The sequence below is a fragment of the Psychromonas sp. KJ10-5 genome (assembly GCF_055808325.1).
This window is the reverse complement of sequence record NZ_CM147864.1, coordinates 226,665-244,721: the sequence shown is the minus strand read 5'-3', so window position 1 is coordinate 244,721 and position 18,057 is coordinate 226,665. Positions and strand designations below refer to the sequence as shown.

Sequence of the window (18,057 nt, the reverse complement as noted above, 5' to 3'; positions counted from 1 at the left end):
TTGGCGATAAATACAAGAGAGTTTGAATCACAACATAGAGGTCTTGCTGATACCTGTATATAATCGCCATACCATTAATAAATAAAGATAGTTTTTCATGAGCATGAACACCCTGACCGATTTTTTAGAACAAGCCCAATGCCAATTTCGCGTATATGATTTAGGGCGTATTGTGCAAAAAATAGATAATAGCAAATTCCAAAAAGTGGCCAATAATGAACAGGCTTATCCTTACCCTATTCAACAACATGCTTTTCTCGCCATTACCTTCTGGCAAGTCGCAGCTCAAAAAGAGCATTTTGTGTGGTTTTTAAAAATGCCATTGGACGAACAAGGTTTAATGAAAATTACCGCGCAAACTAGCTTTATTCGCATGGTCGTAGAAGCTATGGGAGAAAACTTAACCGCCGATGTCAGTGATAAAACCCAAGAACGTCTAGCCAGTAATCCATTTGTATTTAAACCAAGTGCTGAAAAATTAGCTATTTTTAATGCCAATATTAATAGTGTTTTTGTACGCCCTGCTTCTTCGTTTTATCCAGCAGTCCAAGCTTATTTTTCAGGTTCAATAGATAATCAAGACTGGCAAACACTTGGCTTTCAAGGTTTTGCCGATCTCGCTGCACGCTTAAATCATGATGATAACCAACAAAAAATAATTGCCGCTTTACCGACTCTGCCGGAGCAACCTTTACAAACCTTATGCTTATGCCTTGAAAACCAAACCACTATCAGTGCATCACTAGCAGAAAAAATAATAGAGCAAGCAATACAGCGTTTACAACTTGGCCAAACTACCACCGCTATCTTATTATTAAGAGCATTGGCAAGCACTAATACTCAAGGTAAACAGCTATTAGAGTTGCAGTTTTCCTCAGAACTATTACATGATGCAGATTGGTATATTACGATTGCAGGCCGTTGCTGGACACAATTACAAGATGAAACCTTATTGAATCGTTATTTTGAAGCGTTAGCAACACATCAACAGGCATTATTCCCACAGTTATTTGCTGACCTAGTAGCGATTCCAGCATTACGTGATAAAGTATTAAAGCAGTTACGTTTAACTGCGCGTTCTCCTGCCTTATCACAAGCCATAGGTTTGCTATTTTCTGGCCTAAAACCAACTACCTAAGGGCAATCATTATGATTATTTGGGATCTGTTATTTATTCTGCTGATGGTTTTAGTGGGTACTACTATTTGGAAGTTGCGCCAACAATCGGAGTTAGCTAAAAAACTAACTGAAGCACACTGCCATAAGCTCAGCTTACAACTATTGTCTTTTTCACGATCTCGCTTCAACTTTACATTAGGCAGTGATTTCTTGCAGGCTAGTTTTGTATTTGAGTTTAGCAGTGACGGTGACAATAACTACCAAGGCGGCTTAACTTTAAACGGATTAATTAAGCCACGTTTCCAATTACCTGCTTATCGTGTTGTTGACGATCAGCAGACTTTTCATTAGAGGTCATTTATGGATCGTATTATCTTAATTGCCCAGCAATTAATTAAAGAAGGAAAAACGCCAACTACTAGCTTAATCAAAGCGCGTTTACCTAAAAATACGCCACTCCCGACGATTATTCAAGGCTTGAAAATGTGGCAAGACAATCCAACAAAACAAATTAATACGCCAACTGAGCCTGCACTCACAGGTGCAAGTATAAGCCAGGAAAATAGCAGTATTGATGAGCTAATTAATAACCGGATTACACAAGCAATCATCCCACTACAAGAAGAGATTAAAGTCTTAAAAATGCAGATACAAACATTAGAAAATAAAATAGCGACAACGCACCCGGCGGAAGACTAACTGTGTATATTAAAGAATTGAGCTTTGAGTGCTACCAAGATACACAATATGCCGCCGTAGAGCGTGCCATTAACAACTATTTAGATATGCTGCGTTACAATGGACAGATACTTGGTAGGGAGTTCCCAGTGGCAATGCAAGGGGCTATTTTCACGACGCGTTTAGTTTGCCCAGAAGAACATAGTTTGCATGCACGTTTTAACAGTCCACAGGTAACACATGCTTTGCAAGGATTAACCAATGCAGGCTTATTAGCTCCAAAAATAAAGACTATCGCGGAAGATCTTAACTCACAACAATGTGCTACCAATTTTAACCCAAGCTGGCAGATCTTATACACTACATTTTTAGATACTTGCTCACCAATACGTTGCGGTGAAACCTTAGCACCTATTCCGCTTTACCGTACACCAGAAGAGATAAGTAATGGTGACCGTAAAAGTGCAATTAAGTGGCAAGAAGAGTGGGTTAACTTAGATGAATTACAGATGAATGGCTCAGCAGTATCAAGTGCCGCATTAAAAGAGTTAGGTGAAGTTGACAGTAAATTCTTTTATCGTGGAACTAATCTGTGCAAACGCATTCAATATATAACCAAAGTCCCTACTTATTATTATTTATATCGAGTCGCTGGTAAATCATTACAAGAAGAGCAAAATAGACCTTGCCCAAGCTGTGGTGGTGACTGGAAATTAAATGAACCCTTATTCGATATTTTTGACTTTAAGTGTGACCAATGCCAACTTGTCTCCAACCTTTCGTGGGACTTTAAAAAATAGGATATAACCATGTTAAAAAAAATAAAAATCATCATTATGGTATTAATATTGTTGATTATCGGCTTCTTTGTATTAAGAGGCTGCTCTCAGGATGAAGTAGGCGATGTCAGCTTAGGTTTATTTACCACTCAAGATATTAAACTCAATATTTTAAAAGATCCTCTAGTGCCGGGTGTAACCTGTCATATTGCATCAATAGAAGCTGATTTAAGCTTTTCTGATCCTAGTGATAGCGCTATTTCATGTCGTCAAACCGGTGAGGTTACATTAGCAATGATAGCTAAGATTGATAAAAGTAAATCTGGTGAAGTTGTCTTTAAGAAGTCGAAAAGTATCTTCTTTAAAAATATGAAAATCCGTCGTATTTTTGATACGGAGAACCAAACCTTAATGTATGTTTCTTACTCAACAAAAGAAACATCGGGTAGCTTCAAACATAGTTTATCAACTGTACCGCTATGGGGCACAGATGCTTATCAAGAAAAGGCAGCTGTAACACCACAGAAAGAGTCACAAGACACGCTATAAAATACCAACTGGTGAATAAAAAATGCCCCGTATAAGCATCACTTAACGGGGCATTTTTGTATATATTAACACTCATTAACACTTTATAGATTAGGTTTTAATACCTCAAACATGGCTTCAATGTGATCATCGCGATCATTTAACGCTGCAATATAACGATATTTTTCGCCACCAGCTTCTTCAAATATCTCTCTATTCTCAGACTCTAATTCTTCTAATGTTTCCAGACAATCAGCGCTGAAAGCCGGGCTAATAATTGCAACGTCTTTGATACCTTGTGCCGGAAAGCTTTCTAAGGTTGCATCGGTGTAAGGTTTTAACCACTCTGCTTTACCAAAACGACTCTGAAAAGTACTGATCACTAAGTCTTTGTCTAAATTTAACTTTTCCATCACTAAACGTGTTGTTTGCAAGCATAAACAATAATAAGGATCGCCGTTTTTTAAAAATAGCTTTGGCATCCCATGGTATGAAAAAACAATTTTTTGCGGTGTGCCATTCTTTTCTAAATCTTCTGCAACACTATTAGCTAACGATTCAATATAGCTAGTATTTTTATGATAACCGTTAATAAAGTGCAATTCTGACACCCAGCGCCAAGTCTGTAATACTCTAGCAACAGCATCGAAGGTTGAGCCGGTGGTAGGGCTAGAGTATTGAGGGTAAAGAGGCAATACGACAATACGTGTAAAGCCTTTCTCACGTAACGTTTTCAAACCAGACTCAATGGATGGGTTGCCATAACGCATACTCATCACTACTTCTGTATCTTGGTAACCTTTTTCTTTTAATAGCAAGCTTAGCTTATCACGCTGTAACTCGGTAATATGAGTTAAAGGTGAGCCATTTTCAGTCCAAATACTGTTATATAACTTAGCCGACTTTTTAGGTCTTACTCGCAGAACAATACCATGCAGAATTATCATCCAAATAAGACGTGGTATTTCGACAATACGTCGATCCGATAAAAATTCTCGCAAATAAATACGAACTGCTTTAGTAGAAGGCTCATCTGGACTACCTAAATTTGTTAGTAAAATACCTGTTTTTTGATGAAAGCGACCTTCGTGAGGATTATCAGTGATACCAGAGAAACGCGACACATTAAGCTCCTTTGTTGAGCATTAAAAATAATAGTATAAAGTTATGTACTCGAGTGGCATTAGTGTAGATCAATGTTAAATAACTAATATCAAAGACCTTGTAAACTATTTAATTAGTTTTTAATATGCAATATTAGTGAGTTTAAATAACCTTAAAAACTTAAATAACTAGTTGAAATATAGCTCATTCAACGTTTAAGGAATAATCTTTTTTATCTATTGAGTCCATTGGTTTTACAATGCACATAGCATAATTAACAGATAAATCTTTTTCTGATACAGACCAACTCCATTTTAGTGGATTAAACACAAAGCCTTGCTGATCTTGGATATTTAACTGAGCTTGATTAATCATTTTTTGTAACTCAACAGGCTTAATAAACTTACTCCATTGATGAGTACCAATTGGCAACCAACGCATCACCCTTTCAGCGCCGAAAATAGCAACAATATAACTTTTTATATTACGATTAATTGTGGAACAAATCATTAATCCGCCAGGCTTTAGCATGCGACCACAAGCTTCCAAAAAGTCACTAGGATTAGCAACATGTTCTATCACTTCCATATTCAATATCACATCAAATAACTCGTCTTGCTCCAACAAATTTTCAGCTAATGTGTTTCGATAATCAATCTTTAAACCAGACTGTTGAGCATGCAATTGTGCAACAGGTATATTATTGGGAGCAGCATCTGCTCCCAATACATCAGCACCGAGTGCGGCCATTGGCTCGCTTAATAAACCGCCACCACAACCAATATCTAACAAACGTAAGCCGTTGAATGGCAGTGTTGATTGACTATCTCTACGGTAGTGTGAGGCTACCTGTTGAGTGATGTAGGCAAGACGCGTTGGGTTTAATTTATGTAATGGTTTAAATTTTCCTTGCGGATCCCACCACTCGCTAGCCATAGCTTGGAATTTTTTAACTTCGTCTGGATTCAATGTATTCATCATGATCAACTTATCTGTTAATACTTAATCGTCTAATAACTTCGCGACTTTTTTAAAGAAGATCTTTAGCGTTTCTTCATTGTCATAATCTAAGTCATAAGCACCGTGGAATAGTAACGTCACGGTTAAATCCTTAAAGGCTAGCCAACATGTATAACCATCAAAGTCATGTGAAGCGGTGATGTCCTGATATTGATACACACCTTCGGACTTAACACCTTTACTAGTAATTAATTCAAATACTTGTAATAAATGGCGTTTTTTCATTTTATTAATATCCATCATTTCACCTTTTTAGTATTGATACCCATTACAATAAATACTGTTATGAGTATTATTTATTAATACGCAATGGCAGATAAAAAGATCAAAAAAAGCCCCGGTGATTGCTCAGCGGGGCAGAATAATAATTAATGGTAAGCTAATGATTAATCTTCAGAATCATCAATAATAACGCGTTTTTTACGACGCATTGGAGCTGCTCCAACATCGATTGATTCATGGAAAACATTCTCTTGTTTTTTATTACTTACTCTGGCTTTTTTAACCGCTGGCTTCTTCTTATCAGCCACTACTTTTTTCTCTTTAAAAAGCTTCTTAGGTGCTGGTTTTAATCCTTTAAACTTAGGATTAATCCCCTCCACCTTATCAAAGCTAATTTTTTGAGCAACAAAGCTTTCTACTTTTTTAAAATTATCCCAATCTTTTGGACCAATAATAGAAATAGCATCACCCAACTCACCTGCACGCCCAGTTCGACCAATACGATGAATATATTCTTCAGTATGCTTTGGAATATCAAAGTTTAAAACGTGGCTTACATGCACTAAGTCTAAACCGCGTGAAGCGATATCAGTTGTTACTAATATTTTTTGTTTACCGCGAGAGAATGAATCCATAATTTTATTACGGTTCGCTTGAGATAACTCTCCATGCAATGCTACTGCCGACATTCCTTTTTCAATTAAAATAGCACTTAAGCGCTCGGTATCAGCACGTGTTGCAGTGAAGATAATAGCTTGATCAATCTGTTCTTCTTTTAAAAAATGAAATAATAACTTCTCTTTTTGATTCAAATTATCAGCCAAGTAAAAACGCTGCGTAATCTCACTATGTTGTTGGTTTTCTTCACCCACTGTAATGCGAATAGGTGACTTTAATAAATGCCCCGCAAACTCATTTACTTCGCCATGACCCAACGTTGCTGAAAACATTAATGTCTGACGTAAACGGTGATTTGCCGCTTCGTTAATTGCTGTTAACTGCTCAGCAAAACCTAAGTCCAACATACGGTCAGCTTCATCTAAAATTAATAGTTCTAACCCCGGTAAATGTAGCAGCCCTTTTTTAACATGGTCCACAATTCGCCCCGGTGTGCCAACAATAAAATGCGGGTCTTTATCAATGGCTTTTACTTGATCATTAAAGTTTTCACCACCTAAAACTAAAATAGATTTCACACTGGTGTTAGATACTAATAAACGCAATTGCGCATAAACCTGTTTAGCTAACTCACGCGTTGGCGTTAGGATTAGTACACGAGGATCACGTCGCGTAAGAGCACGACTTTTCAAAACACGCTGCATGGCAGGTAATAAGTACGCAAGTGTTTTACCTGAGCCTGTTTTAGAGGATGCTAAAAGATCTTTCCCTGCAATTGCCACCGGAATGGAATCAGCTTGAATTTGTGTTGTTTCTTTAAAACCTAAATGTGAAACAGAAGTGATCAAACGCTGATCAATGGGTAAATCTTTAATTAGCAATGTATGCTCCAAAACAGTCAAAATAATTAGTTAAAGGTTAAGTATAACGATTAAGCATAAAATTAAGAAATGAAGTTTGCAATTGCGAAGAAAAAAACTGATTTTAGCAGCCAGAATATTAAAACAAAGGGCAATAAGCGCTCCATAACATCAGAAAATAGGTGTAGGGAGCTTATTCGGTTGTTCAATTTAAATGCGTTAGATACTACTCAACCCCATTTCAAATATTAGCTTTTCTGCGGTACATTCAAATTTCAGGCTCACTTTACTTTCAACTGCATATTCCACTTCTTTATAGTCGACTGAAACCTGCACTTCCGGAAAGCGAGTTTGTGCAGATTGAATATACTTATCAGCTAATTGTTCAACACTAGCTTTGTCTGGACCGCTAAAAGGCAGAATAAGTAGCGTATCATCCTCTGTAATCACTGAGCCAAGTTCAACAAAAGTACCGCAGGCTTCGCAGATATTATTCTCTTGATTGTTTTTTTGTAGTGCCGTTTCTTGTGTAAACATAATGACCTCTTAACTCGTTATACATCATGCTTAATTGTAACTCGCTTTAAATAAAAAAGGCGACACCTGAGGGTCGCCCTTTCACCTTTTAATGATTTACATCATTAAGCAATGGGAAATTTCTTCAAATTCCAAATTTTGGTTGCATAATCTTCGATTGATCTATCCGAATTAAACTTACCCATCGCCCCTGCATTTAAGATCGCTTTTTCAGCCCAAGCAGACTGATCTCGATATAAGGTATCAATAGCTTGATGCGCATTAACATAAGACTCATAGTCAGCAAGACAGAGGTATTCATCGCCCCACTCTAATAAACTACGTTTAATATCTGACAATAAACCTGGATGACTAGGAGTGAAGAAGTCGCTGTCTAACCAATCCAAGACTGATTTTAACTCTGGATTATTGTAGTAATAATCGTATGGGTTATAACCTTCTGCTTTTAACGCCTTCACTTCATCAACACTTAACCCGAAGATAAACATATGCTCTGCGCCAATCTCTTCGGCCATCTCTATATTTGCACCATCCATCGTGCCGATGGTCAACGCACCATTTAAAGAGAACTTCATGTTACCAGTGCCTGATGCCTCCAACCCTGCGGTTGATATTTGCTCAGAAACGTCTGCAGCAGGAAACATTTTTTCTGCTAGAGAAACACGGTAATTTGGTAAGAACACGACCTTCAATTTATCTTCAATACGAACATCATTATTAACTTTGTCAGCGATTTTATTCAGAGCAAAAATAATCTCTTTTGCCATGTGATAGCCCGGTGCAGCTTTTGCCCCGAATAAAAAAACACGTGGCACCATATCGTAGTCAGGATCTTCTAATAAACGTTTATATAAGGTAAGAATATGGATCAGGTTTAACTGCTGACGCTTGTATTCGTGCAAACGTTTAATTTGCACATCAAAAATCGCATCCACAGAAACATCTACCCCCGTTTCTTCTTTAATTATTTTAGCCATGACCACTTTATTTTCTTTTTTAATATCCATAAAGCGTTGTTGAAAAGCACTGTCACTCGCTTTAGGTAAGATACCTTTGAGTTTATCTAAGTTAAGTACCCAGTCATCACCAATAGTCTCATCTAACAAAGTGGCTAAGCCAGGATTACAAGCTTTTAACCAGCGACGTGGTGTAACACCATTGGTTACATTCACTAGCTTGGTTGGGAATAACTCGTGGAACTCAGGAAACAGATCCGTTTTTACTAATTCAGAATGAACTGCCGCGACCCCATTTACCTTGTAAGCGGTAATAACACATAAATTAGCCATGCGTACCATGCGCGGTTGAGACTCCTCAATAACCGACAATTTGGATTTTTTGGCATCGTCACCAGGCCATTTTTTCTCAACTACTTTAGTTAAAAATTGAGAGTTGATTTCATAGATAATCTCTAAATGACGAGGTAATACTTTTTCAAATAATGCGACCGACCATTTTTCTAAAGCTTCTGGCAATAAAGTATGATTAGTATAAGCAAAGGTTTTTTGACAAATCTCCCATGCTTCAGGCCATTCTAAAGCTTCTTCATCAATTAAAATGCGCATTAATTCCGGGATTGCAATGGTTGGATGCGTATCGTTTAATTGAATAGCGACCTTTTCAGGCAGCAATGACCACTCTTCTTTATTCGCGCGTTTAAAACGACGTAAAATATCTTTTACTGAACAAGCACAGAAAAAGTATTGCTGAATTAAACGTAACTCTTTACCTGCATCTGTTGAGTCGTTTGGATAAAGCACTTTAGATACTGTCTCTGCTTTTGACTTCTCAGCCTGTGCATCAACATAACCACCCGCATTAAATACATCCCAATCAAATGCTTCATGGGAACGACTTTCCCATAAACGTAAAATATTAACGGTTTTTGCACCATAGCCAACAATGGGGATATCCCAAGGTACCCCTTTTAGTTTTTGGCCTGCATGCCAAACTTTACGAGAGCCTTTACCTTGTTCATAGACAGTTTCAACGTAACCATATAACGGTACAAATTGAATCGATTCTGGACGGCAAATTTCCCAAGGATTACCGTATTCACGCCACGTATCTGGACGTTCTATTTGACGACCATCTTGGAATTCTTGCTTAAATAAACCATGCTCATAGTGGATACCATAACCTATTGCAGGGTAACCTAACGTCGCTAAGGAATCGATAAAACAAGCCGCTAAACGTCCTAGACCGCCATTGCCTAAAGCCATATCAGGCTCTTCATCACATATTTCGTAGAGGTCTTTGCCTAATGCTTTTAATGCTTCCTGTGTAACATCAAAGACCTCTAGATTTTGTAGGTTATTTGATAATAGCCTTCCCATTAAAAATTCAAGTGATAAGTAGTTAACTGCGCGTGTATCTTTATCGGCATGATTTTGATGTGTTTGTGTCAATTTTTCAAAAACGAGCTCATTGACTGCTTGGCAAGTTGCGTTCCACCAAGCTTTATTGTTTGCCTTATTTTTATCTGTACCCAGCCCTTTATGAAGGCGGTCGATAATCGCTTGTTGCATTTCAGCACAGTTGACTGATGGAACTGCAACTGATGTTTTTTGTTTAGTCGCCATGATATACCCATTAATTTAATAAATAGTTAAAGTAATACCAATCACACCAATGAAATGATTACTTATTTTATGTAATCGGTATCAGTTCTATCGCGTGTAAAACTTTCTTGTATAAATAATGAGCCCAAAAGAGCAATACAGTCGAATAAAACAGATTATTCTTCGTACAAATAAAGTAATACTAAAAAAACCATCAAAAAACAACTTTAATAAAAATTATATTGAAAAGAGTGACTGGAGATATTAGGCCTGGAAATAAGGTATAAAAAAGGCGAGGTAGAAACCTCGCCTAAAAACAGTAGTTTAACTTTAATTGATACTTAATTCATGGAATACACGTTTACTTTTATAAACCTGCTTTTGCAAACGCTTGTGCGACGATTTGCTGTGCTTCTGTTTGAATTAATGCAATATGCTCTTCGCCCAAGAAAGACTCTGAATAAATTTTATAAATATTTTCAGTGCCCGATGGACGTGCAGCAAACCAACCATTTTCAGTGGTGACTTTTAAACCACCGATAGCTGCACCGTTACCTGGAGCATGCGTTAATTTAGCAGTAATTTTTTCACCCGCTAAAGTTTCCGCTTCCACCATATCAGGACTTAGATTAGCTAATACTTTCTTTTGTTCAGGTGATGCAGGTGCATCAAAACGCTGGTAAACAGGAGCGCCGAATTTAGCAACAAACTCAGCATAATGTTCACCAGGATCTTTCTTGGTAACCGCAATAATTTCAGCAGCTAACAATGCTAAGATGATGCCGTCTTTATCTGTGCTCCAAACAGTACCGTCTTTACGTAAGAAAGAAGCGCCAGCACTTTCTTCACCGCCAAACCCAAAGCTACCATCAAATAAGCCATCAACAAACCATTTAAAACCAACCGGCACTTCCGACATTTCACGACCTAAATCGTTAACAACACGGTCAATCATTGAACTTGAAACCAGTGTTTTACCAACAATCGCCTTGTCAGACCATTCACTACGGTGTGTAAATAAGTAATTAATAGCAACCGCAAGGTAATGATTTGGGTTTAATAGGCCAGAAGATTTAGTCACAATACCATGACGGTCATAATCAGGATCATTAGCGACAGCGACGTCGAATTTATCTTTTAACTCAATTAATCCAGCCATTGCATAAGGTGATGAACAATCCATACGGATTTTGCCATCTTTATCTAATGTCATGAATGAGAATGTTGGATCAACACGATCATTTACTACTTCAATATTAATGCCATAGGTTTCAGCAATAACAGGCCAGTAAGCCACCCCTGACCCACCTAATGTATCAACACCAATAGTAATGCCCGATTTTGCAATGGCTTCTAAATCTAAAACATTTTTTAAATCGTCAACATAAGGCTTAATATAATCATACTCTTCAACTAAATCTGACTGCATTGCTTCATCAAAATCAGCTTGTAAAATATCATCGTAATTATCATTCAGTATTTCATTTGCGCGATCTTGAATAATTTTAGTAACATCACTGTCAGCTGGGCCGCCATTTGGAGGATTATATTTAAAACCGCCATCTTCCGGTGGGTTATGTGACGGTGTGATAACAATACCATCAGCCAATGAATCAGGGTTAGCTTGATTATATTGTAAGATTGCGTGAGAAATAACCGGCGTTGGAGTGTAACCTCCACCTTGTTGAACAACGACTTTAATGCCATTTTCAACTAGCACTTGTACTGCAGATATAAATGCAGGCTCAGACAAAGCATGCGTATCCTTACCAATAAACATTGGTCCAGTGTAACCTTGCTCTTTACGATACTCAGCAAGTGCTTGGGTAATAGCGAGAATATGTAACTCGGTAAATGCATACTTAAATGAGCTACCGCGATGGCCAGAAGTACCAAAAGCAACTTGTTGCTCTGGGACTTCAACGTCCGGTAGGTTTACATAATATGCAGAAACTAACTTTGGAATATTAACTAAATCATTTGCTTGTGCTGGTTTACCAGCGCGTGGATGAATTGCCATAAGTGCCTCAGATTTGTTATTGGAATAAATTAAATTTCTTCTTTTATTCGTCCGATCAAATGATGTGGATAACCCATTGATGCCATCATTTGTGTCAAAATAATACGTTTACGTCCTGTATTCGCATTCGTAATCACCCAGTATGGCGTGTTTGGAATGGCTCTAGGCTTGCTGGCTTTGAACTGAGCTAACTCTTCTTCATTATCCGAATTTAATAGCTCTTCAAGTTGCGTTCCTAGATAGGCTCGAGTGCGCCCTTTAGTTGTTTCAGCAGCTTCAATAAACTCTGCCTTTTTTTCAAAGTACATGGTGGTTAACATCATCATAAACTTATTAGTGATCACCGTTTCAGCTTTGAAGGTAGGATCATTAAATAATTCACTAACCCCTTTATGTACAAATACACCTTTGGTGTTATCCGTCTCTTGTTCTGCTGTACTTATTTTCTCAGTAGATGTTGAATCAGACGTGACAGTTTCGACTTTAGGAGGCTGAATTGGGCTTGCCTCTATTTCAACTAAATTGTTTTCTTTAGGTAGCGCCAATAAACGACGAAGAATTTGCGAGGGAGTTTCGCCGAAAGCTTCAATATTGTTTAAAATATGCTTATATAGATCATCTTCTATTTCAATCGTCTTCATTATATCCCCATGACATGACTTATTTATCCACCAAAGTGCTTACTATTTATGTAATAAGTACACTGTAAACGCGTTCAGCTTTGATGCATAATTTGTTATTCTTTAACACTTTATTTATTTTTACTTAAAATGAGCCGTTATGCTACTAAATTACCAATTAAAACCATCTACTCGTGACCAATCGTCAGATAAAAAACAAGTTATTTTTTTAATTCATGGCTTATTTGGTAGTTTATCTAACCTATCTAGCCTTGGAAAAGAGTTACAAAATGATTATGACGTGGTCTTAGTTGATGTCCGAAATCATGGCCAAAGTGAGCGTAATGCGTCAATGAGTTATGCTGAAATGGCTGATGATATTTTTAAACTCGCGGATCATTTACAAGTTGAGCATTTTTCAATTTTGGGCCACTCAATGGGTGGTAAAATTGCCATGAGCTGTGCATTAACAAAGCCACAACGTATTCAACGCCTCATTGTTGCTGATATTGCACCTTTGCCACATGCCAATAAACACAGTGATGTATTTGCAGGTTTAAAAGCGGTAAAAGCATCGAATGTACAAAGCAGATCTGAAGCAGATAAAGTGTTAGCAGAGTATGTTGATACTCCTGAAATTAGACAATTTTTATTGAAGTCTTACCAACGCACTAGTGATGGTTTTCAATTTGTTTATGACTTAGAAAATTTGTACAACAACTACACTTCAATCATAGATTGGCCTGAACAAAGCAATATCTATTCAAACCCTACCTTATTCATTAAAGGTGAGTTGTCAGATTACATTGAAGAAGCTAGCCAACCGGCAATCGTAAAACTCTTTCCGAATGCAAAACTAAAAGTGATTAATGCAACAGGACATTGGCTACATGCTGAAAAACCAAAAACCTTTAACCGCTTAGCGATTAACTTTTTTGCTCAATAAATCACCATTTTAAGAACATATTTATCTATTTTAGATGGCATCTGATGTCGATACCCGTTATCATTCGAGGTGCAAAATTCAAGCAAGTCAAAAACTCAGTTTTCTAGGTGGCTTTATAGTGGCCTAGAAACCGAAATGGACTTTCTAATCTTGATAATGAATATATCATTAATCAGGATTAACTAGAGGATTAACTAAAGTTAATCACTCAAAAACAACTAAAATGTTTGCCTCAACACTTGTCATGCAAGTCGTTAGCTCAAAAACCAACTAACTACTACAATTAACAAAAAGGTGTTATCACCTTAGGTTGTATTTCATGTTAAGTACTGTTTAACACAGTACTAGTTAGGTAGGTATGGCACATATACATTTTTAAAGCAGTAAAAGCAGGTTGTAGGGTAATCTCAATAAACAGATCAAATTGAGTTTACCAATACTGGATTCAAGTAATGAGCAACCTATGTTGATGCTGAAACAGTGATATTTTGAGTTGTATTGGCTTTATTGCAAAAGCAATGATTGAAATTGTGTGGGTTAATTCAGGCATTGGTTAAATAATTCAATGATTGTATTGTTAGGTAAGTGTAGTTAAGTAAGAATTGTTAGGTAACATAATGGCAAAGGAATCATTTGATCGCATTACTAGCGATCTATTTGCAAACGAGGTACGCCGAGGCAGACCTAAAAGTAATCCTCATTCGCGTCAAGTTCAGCTAAAAATAAATAAGCAGAAACAGACGTTAAGAGATAAACAAAACGGTTTAAAAAGAATCGAATTAAAAGTAGATAGTGCATTATTTGATAAACTGAATGCACTATCGGATACACAATCAATAAGTCGTGCAGAGTTAATTAATCAACTACTTCACGCACAGTTAAATCAAATAAATTAAGGTATAAAGTATGTCTAGCGTAGGTATTTTCTTTGGTAGCGATACAGGTAACACTGAAGCTGTTGCAAAAATGATACAAAAAGAATTAGGTAACAAGTTAGTAGAAGTAAAAGATATTGCCAAAAGCAGTAAAGAAGATATTGCTGAATTCAGCCTTATTTTATTTGGTATCCCTACTTGGTACTACGGCGAAGCTCAATGTGATTGGGATGATTTCTTCCCAGATCTAGAAGATATCGACTTTACAGATAAGTTAGTCGCTATTTTTGGGTGTGGTGACCAAGAAGATTATGCAGAATACTTTTTAGATGCAATGGGACAATTAGGCGATATAGTTGAAAGTAAAGGTGCTATTATTGTAGGTAATTGGCCATCAGAAAGTTATGACTTTGAAGCATCAAAAGCAATGGTCGATGATAACCACTTTATTGGTTTAGGGATTGATGAAGACCGTCAACCTGAATTAACAGCATCACGTGTAAAAGCTTGGTCTGAACAAATTTATAACGAAATGTGCTTAGCAGAATTAGCCGACTAAATTCCACAGACAGCAGTTAGGATACAACATGAGTAATGAAAATTTAGCCCTTAAAGAAGCAGGTTTAAAAGTAACATCACCACGTTTAAAGATTTTAAGCTTATTACAATTGCCAGAAAATCAACATTTAAGCGCAGAAGATCTGTATAAAAAATTACTAGATCAAGGTGATGAAGTAGGTGTAGCAACAGTATACCGTGTATTAAACCAATTTGATGATGCGGGCATTGTTACTCGTCACCATTTTGAAGGCGGAAAATCTGTTTTTGAGCTAACCCATAAAGAGCACCATGACCATCTTGTGTGTCTTAAGTGTGGTGAAGTAATCGAATTTAATGATCCAATCATTGAAGAGCGTCAAATGCTAATTGCTGAAAAATATGGTATAAAATTAACTAACCACAGTTTATACCTTTACGGTGAACCAGTTGATGATGAGTGTAAACATAAGTAGTTTTGCACTGTACGCCTAACGCTTGATAGAAAGCCTGTTTTATAACAGGCTTTTTTATATCCTAAATTTATTAGGTAGGTAAAGCCCCTTAAGGTACTAACCCAACTTCCTTATAATAACGCAATGCACCAGGGTGTAATGGCGCAGTCAAGTACTGTGAAACCATTTCCTGCTTAGTTAAGCCTTTAAAGGAAGGATGCAATTGAATAAATTCTTGGTGATGCTCAAAAACAGCTTTAACCATTTCATAAGCGATATGGTCAGGTAAACTAGCAGTAGTCACAATTGTTGCCCCTACACCAAAGGTTTCTGTCTTATCTGGGCTACCACGATACATACCAGCAGCTATATTGGCACTTTCATAATAACGATGCGTATCAATCAGCGTTGATATTTTTTCACCGGTAATATTCACTAACTGCGTTTTACACGCACTAGTCGCCTCTTTAATAGAGCTATTTGGATGGCCTACCACATATACAATAGCGTCGATTTTTTGATCACAAAGCGCCTGAGCTTGCTCACTAGGGGTTAATGAAGTTAATGCTTCAAAGTCTGATGCTTGCCAATGGTAAAGGTCTAATAACATTTCCATTGTTGCGCGCTGCCCTGAGTTAGCGGCACCAATATTAACCCGCTTACCTTTAAGATCTTCAAAGCGTTGAATATTTGCATCTTCTCGAGCTAAAACGGTAAAAGGTTCTGAATGCACGGAGAAAAGAGAACGTAGATCACTGAACTTGCCTTCTTTCTTAAATAAAGAACTACCGTTATAAACATGAAATTGCCAATCGGACTGTACAACCACCACATCTATTTGCTTTTGCTTTAATGCTTCTAAGTTATAAATAGACCCCGGTGTGCTTTTAATATCACAATGGATATTATCGAGACCTCTTACTTGGTTTAGTAAAAAGCAGATTGCACCACCCGTTGGGTAATACACTCCACTAATGCCACCAGTGCCTATTGAAACATATTTATCTTGAGCCACTGCACTGGAAGATGACACACAAAGCATGATCCCCACAATAAAGAAATTAATTGGAAAAGCGAGCGCTTTCAAAAAGCGATTGCTGTTCACCAAATTACTAGAGAAAATTCCCTTTTGCTTAGCAGTTATATTGTTCATATTATTTTTTTGACTAGTACCTTAGAATTACGTTTTAAGTTATACATCTCTTTTTTTGCATTCGGTAAGTGTTCTATTTCTGCGAAGACAAAACCACGCTCTCTAAACCAATGAATGCTTTGTGTGGTTAATACAAAAATAGACTCTAACCCTAACTGTCGAGCTTTACGTTCAACATGAGCCACTAGATTATCCGCACGTGCAGCTCTTCGGTATTTAGGGTGACTCACTAAACAGGCTAATTCGCCAGTTTTATCATCGGCAAACGGATACAAGGCAGCGCAGCCGATTACCATCCCATCTCGTTCAACGATAAAGAAAGATTCAATCTCATTTTCTAATAGCTCACGAGAACGTTTAACCAATATGCCTTGCTTTTCAAGTGGTTCAATTAATTGCAATAAACCACCAATATCATCAATGGTAGCTGGGCGGATTTGCTCATAACTCTCTTTAACTATTTGAGAGCCTGTTCCATCACGGGTAAAGAGCTCTTTTAATAAAGCGCCATCTTGATGGTAACTAATTAAATGACAACGAGTAACGTCTGCTTGGCAAGCAGCAACGGCAGCGCGTAAAAATCGTAACGTGCCCGATGCCTGCCCTGACAATTGTTCGTTTTTGTCAATATGCTCTTGCGCTTGTTCTGGTAATAGCTCGGAAATCACATTGCCTTGTTCATCTAACACACCTTGGTTAGAGCAGAAACCGATAAGTTTGTCAGCTTTTAAAGCAATCGCCACCTGCGTCGCAACTTCTTCTGCTAACAAATTAAAGACTTCACCAGTAACCGAGTAACCAATAGGAGAAATAATCGGAATAGCACCAGAAGAAAGCTGAGTACGTAATCCCTCAACATCGATACGTCTGACCTTTCCAGCATGACATAAATCTATACCGTCTTTCACACCAATCGGTTGTGCCGTCACCACATTACTGATTACTGTACGAATAGCAGCACCTTGCATAGGAGAATTCACCAATCCCATTGACAAACCGGCTTGCAACTCTATCTGTACCCGCCCTATTGCTTGCTTAATTAACGCTAAACTTCGGTCGTCAGTGATCCGCACGTCTTGATAGAATTCACTACTATGACCATTCATCTCTAACTGTTTCTGAATTTGCGGGCGAACACCATGCACTAATACCAGCTTAACGCCTAAGCTATTAAGAAGTGCTATATCATTGATAATATATTGGAAATTATCTGTTTCTAAGGCTTCACCACCGATCATTAATACAAAGGTTTTATGGCGATGCGCATTAATATATGGCGCTGAATTACGAAACCAATTAATCAGTTGTGTTGAATTTGTTACTGCTTCCATTTCCCTACCTATTGATCACAACAATTGATAATACATACTAGATGATAGAGTTTATCAATTTGAAGTTTATGTTTGCAAAACAATTGTTTAAAGA

The 18,057-nt window shown here is 37.4% G+C and carries 19 protein-coding genes; 9 read left to right on the top strand and 10 right to left on the bottom strand.

The genetic code is table 11. The features are described 5' to 3' along the window. The first annotated feature begins 97 nt into the window (after positions 1-97). From AC0L3W_RS01215 to AC0L3W_RS01195, 5 genes are read left to right on the top strand one after another with little or no spacing between them, the layout of a single operon-like run. Positions 98-1,138, top strand: coding sequence for a DUF3549 family protein (locus AC0L3W_RS01215; protein WP_409439863.1), 1,041 nt, complete (start codon positions 98-100; stop codon positions 1,136-1,138). Between the two features lie 11 nt (positions 1,139-1,149). Next, positions 1,150-1,470 (top strand): DUF3301 domain-containing protein, encoded by a 321-nt coding sequence (locus tag AC0L3W_RS01210; RefSeq protein ID WP_290039879.1) that lies wholly within the window; start codon positions 1,150-1,152, stop codon positions 1,468-1,470. Positions 1,471-1,479: 9 nt separating this feature from the next. After that, positions 1,480-1,818 (top strand): hypothetical protein, encoded by a 339-nt coding sequence (locus tag AC0L3W_RS01205; protein ID WP_290039880.1) that lies wholly within the window; start codon positions 1,480-1,482, stop codon positions 1,816-1,818. Positions 1,819-1,820: 2 nt separating this feature from the next. Continuing rightward, positions 1,821-2,597: a Zn-ribbon-containing protein gene (locus AC0L3W_RS01200; protein WP_290039881.1), complete on the top strand. Its 777-nt coding sequence runs from the start codon at positions 1,821-1,823 to the stop codon at positions 2,595-2,597. 36 nt (positions 2,598-2,633) lie between these two features. Continuing rightward, positions 2,634-3,125 (top strand): CreA family protein, encoded by a 492-nt coding sequence (locus tag AC0L3W_RS01195; RefSeq protein WP_290040070.1) that lies wholly within the window; start codon positions 2,634-2,636, stop codon positions 3,123-3,125. 83 nt (positions 3,126-3,208) lie between these two features. Here AC0L3W_RS01195 and hemH read toward each other — a convergent pair whose 3' ends face one another. The 8 genes from hemH to AC0L3W_RS01155 form a co-directional block, all read right to left on the bottom strand. Beyond that, positions 3,209-4,228: a ferrochelatase gene (gene hemH / locus AC0L3W_RS01190; protein ID WP_409439864.1), complete on the bottom strand. Its 1,020-nt coding sequence runs from the start codon at positions 4,226-4,228 to the stop codon at positions 3,209-3,211. Between the two features lie 184 nt (positions 4,229-4,412). Further along, the gene (gene ubiG / locus AC0L3W_RS01185; RefSeq protein ID WP_290039883.1) at positions 4,413-5,189 is read right to left on the bottom strand and encodes a bifunctional 2-polyprenyl-6-hydroxyphenol methylase/3-demethylubiquinol 3-O-methyltransferase UbiG; all 777 of its coding nucleotides are present in this window, start codon (positions 5,187-5,189) and stop codon (positions 4,413-4,415) included. A gap of 21 nt (positions 5,190-5,210) precedes the next feature. Next, entirely contained in the window at positions 5,211-5,468 is a 258-nt protein-coding gene (locus AC0L3W_RS01180; protein WP_290039884.1) for a DUF3081 family protein, read from the bottom strand. Positions 5,469-5,614: 146 nt separating this feature from the next. Continuing rightward, on the bottom strand, positions 5,615-6,949 hold the full coding sequence (locus AC0L3W_RS01175; RefSeq protein ID WP_409439866.1) for a DEAD/DEAH box helicase: 1,335 nt from the start codon (positions 6,947-6,949) through the stop codon (positions 5,615-5,617). A gap of 198 nt (positions 6,950-7,147) precedes the next feature. Next, the gene (locus AC0L3W_RS01170; protein WP_290039886.1) at positions 7,148-7,465 is read right to left on the bottom strand and encodes a DUF406 family protein; all 318 of its coding nucleotides are present in this window, start codon (positions 7,463-7,465) and stop codon (positions 7,148-7,150) included. Positions 7,466-7,569: 104 nt separating this feature from the next. Continuing rightward, the gene (locus tag AC0L3W_RS01165) at positions 7,570-10,047 is read right to left on the bottom strand and encodes a glycogen/starch/alpha-glucan phosphorylase (protein WP_409439867.1); all 2,478 of its coding nucleotides are present in this window, start codon (positions 10,045-10,047) and stop codon (positions 7,570-7,572) included. 346 nt (positions 10,048-10,393) lie between these two features. After that, positions 10,394-12,046: a phosphoglucomutase (alpha-D-glucose-1,6-bisphosphate-dependent) gene (pgm, locus tag AC0L3W_RS01160; RefSeq protein ID WP_290039888.1), complete on the bottom strand. Its 1,653-nt coding sequence runs from the start codon at positions 12,044-12,046 to the stop codon at positions 10,394-10,396. Between the two features lie 29 nt (positions 12,047-12,075). Then, positions 12,076-12,687: a replication initiation regulator SeqA gene (locus AC0L3W_RS01155; RefSeq protein ID WP_290039889.1), complete on the bottom strand. Its 612-nt coding sequence runs from the start codon at positions 12,685-12,687 to the stop codon at positions 12,076-12,078. A 139-nt stretch (positions 12,688-12,826) separates the two neighbouring features. Here AC0L3W_RS01155 and AC0L3W_RS01150 point away from each other — a divergent pair, with 139 nt between their 5' ends. From AC0L3W_RS01150 to fur, 4 genes are all read left to right on the top strand, one after another. Further along, positions 12,827-13,612 carry an alpha/beta fold hydrolase gene (locus tag AC0L3W_RS01150; protein ID WP_409439868.1) on the top strand — a complete coding sequence of 262 codons (786 nt, stop codon included), beginning with the start codon at positions 12,827-12,829 and terminating at the stop codon, positions 13,610-13,612. A gap of 617 nt (positions 13,613-14,229) precedes the next feature. Next, on the top strand, positions 14,230-14,508 hold the full coding sequence (gene ybfE / locus AC0L3W_RS01145) for a LexA regulated protein (protein WP_113820484.1): 279 nt from the start codon (positions 14,230-14,232) through the stop codon (positions 14,506-14,508). A gap of 10 nt (positions 14,509-14,518) precedes the next feature. Then, positions 14,519-15,046: a flavodoxin FldA gene (gene fldA, locus AC0L3W_RS01140; RefSeq protein WP_290039891.1), complete on the top strand. Its 528-nt coding sequence runs from the start codon at positions 14,519-14,521 to the stop codon at positions 15,044-15,046. Between the two features lie 28 nt (positions 15,047-15,074). Further along, positions 15,075-15,500, top strand: coding sequence for a ferric iron uptake transcriptional regulator (fur, locus tag AC0L3W_RS01135; RefSeq protein WP_290039892.1), 426 nt, complete (start codon positions 15,075-15,077; stop codon positions 15,498-15,500). Positions 15,501-15,588: 88 nt separating this feature from the next. Here fur and AC0L3W_RS01130 read toward each other — a convergent pair whose 3' ends face one another. Beyond that, positions 15,589-16,632 carry a TAXI family TRAP transporter solute-binding subunit gene (locus AC0L3W_RS01130; RefSeq protein WP_409439869.1) on the bottom strand — a complete coding sequence of 348 codons (1,044 nt, stop codon included), beginning with the start codon at positions 16,630-16,632 and terminating at the stop codon, positions 15,589-15,591. Beyond that, complete coding sequence (gene argA, locus AC0L3W_RS01125; RefSeq protein ID WP_290039894.1) at positions 16,629-17,963, bottom strand: amino-acid N-acetyltransferase; 1,335 nt, start codon at positions 17,961-17,963, stop codon at positions 16,629-16,631. Before argA ends, AC0L3W_RS01130 begins: the two co-directional genes overlap by 4 nt. Positions 17,964-18,057: the final 94 nt, after the last annotated feature.